The sequence below is a fragment of the Streptomyces turgidiscabies Car8 genome, assembly GCF_000331005.1.
GTDB lineage: Bacteria > Actinomycetota > Actinomycetes > Streptomycetales > Streptomycetaceae > Streptomyces > Streptomyces turgidiscabies.
Map to the genome: position 1 here is coordinate 1 of NZ_AEJB01000565.1, position 2683 is coordinate 2683.

At 70.3% G+C, this 2683-nt stretch carries 3 protein-coding genes; 2 read left to right on the plus strand and 1 reads right to left on the minus strand.

The window, feature by feature from the left end; translation table 11 throughout:
* Window positions 1-748 (minus strand): phytanoyl-CoA dioxygenase family protein (locus STRTUCAR8_RS40240; protein WP_044473722.1); only part of this gene is annotated, 748 nt, incomplete at its 3' end.
* Window positions 749-903: 155 nt separating this feature from the next.
* Between STRTUCAR8_RS40240 and STRTUCAR8_RS40245 the strand changes: the two genes are divergently transcribed.
* Together STRTUCAR8_RS40245 and STRTUCAR8_RS40250 are read left to right on the plus strand one after the other, a co-directional pair.
* Complete coding sequence (locus STRTUCAR8_RS40245) at window positions 904-1824, plus strand: class I SAM-dependent methyltransferase (protein ID WP_006382133.1); 921 nt, start codon at window positions 904-906, stop codon at window positions 1822-1824.
* 114 nt (window positions 1825-1938) lie between these two features.
* Window positions 1939-2640: an SDR family oxidoreductase gene (locus STRTUCAR8_RS40250; RefSeq protein ID WP_006382137.1), complete on the plus strand. Its 702-nt coding sequence runs from the start codon at window positions 1939-1941 to the stop codon at window positions 2638-2640.
* Window positions 2641-2683: the final 43 nt, after the last annotated feature.

A 2683-nucleotide genomic window follows, 5' to 3' on the forward strand; every position in this document is an offset into this window, starting at 1 on the left:
GGCGGATCGCCAGTTCCACCGGGGAGTACGTCTCGTCCGTACGGTCCAGCTCGTAGGGGGCCGTCGGGTGCAGTGGGGGCTGGGCCATGAAGCGGGGGCGGGTGCCGTGGTGCGGTTGCGCCGCGTGGACCAGGAAAGGGTGGCAGAGGTACACGTCGCCGGGGCTCCCCGTGGCGTACGCCAACGGCCGGTGGGCCGAGGCTGTCACCAGCTGCGGGGCTATCTCCAGACCCGAGACACCTTCCTCGCCGTACGGCTCCAGCAGTGGGGGTACGTCCAGATGGGAGCCCACCCGGATACGGGTCGGGGCGTCCGCCTCGTCGACCTCGGTGAACAGGAACAGCATCAGCAGGGACCGGTCCCGCGAGCGAAGGTTCGTGTACGGCCAGGTCGCGCCCTCGGGGGAGTAGCTCCCCTCGATGTGCCAGCCCGCGTCGTCCGGTTCCTCCTCGTGCGGAAACCGCAGCGGAAAGCTGCCCAGCGAATAGCGTGACGCCCAGCGGCCCTCGCCCACCAGCGCGTCGAACGCCTCATGCAGCACAGGCGTGTTGACCGCGGCGGCGAACGGGCCCTGCGCCATCTCCGACACCCAGTGCACGGGCTTCGTCCAGGTGCCAGGGTCGTCCGGGTCGCACCCCGTCTCCCGCCACAGTATCCGTGCGCAGTGTTCGGCGACACGAGGCGGGAAAGCGCCCTCGATCTTCACGAACCCGTCTTCGAGGAAACGCTTCACAAGCTCATCGTCCATCCGGACATCGTGGGGGAGAGGGACTGTCCCGCGCACCTGGTTTTTGCCGAGCGGGGTCGAGAGGGGATTCCTGTTTGCCGTAACGGCAACAGAACTGGCCGGTTCGGCGAGGTCGGAGCAGGCTGGTGCCAACGACAACGGGAGGCCCGCACACCATGGCCCATCAGCACCGGCACGATCATGACCACGACCAGGCGCCCACCCCCGCCCACAGTCATTCCCACAACCACGACGACATCGACTTCGCCACGATGATCCCGCACCTGGAGGGGCAGGCCGAACTGTTCGCGCCCCTCTACGCCGACGCCCTGGCCTGGCTGGCCGGGCAGCAGCCCGAACCGGGGCTCATCGTCGACGCGGGCAGCGGCCCCGGCATCATCTCGGGCTTCTTCGCGAAGGCGTTCCCCGAGGCGCGTATCGTCGCGGCCGACAGTTCGGTGCCGCTCCTGGAACGGGCCCGCGAGAACGCCGAACGCTTCGGCTCCGCCGACCGCTTCAGTACTGTACTGGCCGAACTCCCGGGCGGACTGGGTGAGTTGGAGTATCCCGCCGATCTGGTGTGGTCGAGCAGGGCCGTGCACCACGTCGGGGACCAGCGCGCCGCGCTCACCGCGCTCGCCGCCGTACTCGCGCCGGGTGGCACGCTCGCCGTGATGGAGGGCGGTCTCCCCGAGCGGAACCTGCCGCGCGACCTCGGCTTCGGGCGCCCCGGCCTGGAGACGCGGCTCGACATGGTCGAGCAGTACTGGTTCGGCGAGATGCGGACCTCCCTGCCCGGTCACGTGCGCGAGACGGAGGACTGGCCGGCCCTGCTCACCGCCGCCGGCCTGCGCCCCTCCGGCACCCGCTCCTTCCTTCTCGATCTCCCCGCCCCGCTCACGGACGCGGCCCGCGCCTATGTGATCGGTGTCTTCGACCGCCGCCGCACGATGTTCGCGGAGGAGCTCGACGCCGACGACCGCGCCACCCTCGACCGCCTCCTCGACCCCGACGACAAGGCAGGCCTGCACCACCGCCCCGACATCTTCGTCCTGGCCACGCACACGGTGTACACGGGCAGCAAACCGCAGACGTGACCGCGCCCGCCCGGGCTTGACTTCGAGGGCGCTTCAAGTGATGGACTCCCCGCTGTCAACCGACGCGCACGGCTTATGCGTGCACATGCGTGGCACACACAGGGGGCAGACACCATGACCGACTCACCCGTCGCACTCGTCACCGGCGGCGCCAGCGGAATCGGCGCCGCCGTCGCACGGCAGCTGCTCGCCGCCGGCCACCGGGTCGCCGTCACCGGCCGGGGCCAGGAGCGGCTGAACGGCTTCGCCGAGGAACTCGGGCGCCCTCAGGGCTTGTTGACGATTCCCGGGAACGCGGCACAGTACGACGACGTGCGCGGCGCCGTCGAGACGACGCTGAAGGAGTTCGGGCGGCTGGACACGGTCGTCGCCAACGCCGGGTTCGCCACCCACGACTCCGTCGCTGAGGGTGACCCGGCCGGCTGGTCCGAGATGGTGCTGACCAACGTGCTCGGGCCCGCCCTGCTCATCAGGGCCGCGATCGACGCGCTGAAGGAGACCCGGGGCCGGATCGTGCTGGTCGGCAGTGTCGCGGGGTTCGTCAACACACCGGGCAATCTCTACGGGGCGACCAAGTGGGCGGTGACCGGCCTCGCCGAGAACACCCGCCGCCAGGTCACGGAGTTCGGCGTCGGTGTGACACTGGTGGCCCCCGGGCGCGTCGAGACCCCCTTCTGGGACAGCTACGGCAGCCTGCCCCCGGGGCATCTGCTGACGGCCGACCAGCTGGCCGACTCGATCGTCTGGGCGATCCAACAGCCGGAGGGAGTCGACGTCAACACCGTCGTCGTACGTCCGATCGGCCAGCCCAACTGACCTGGGAGCGCCAACGGGGCGCGGAGTGGGCCGAGTTGTCCGG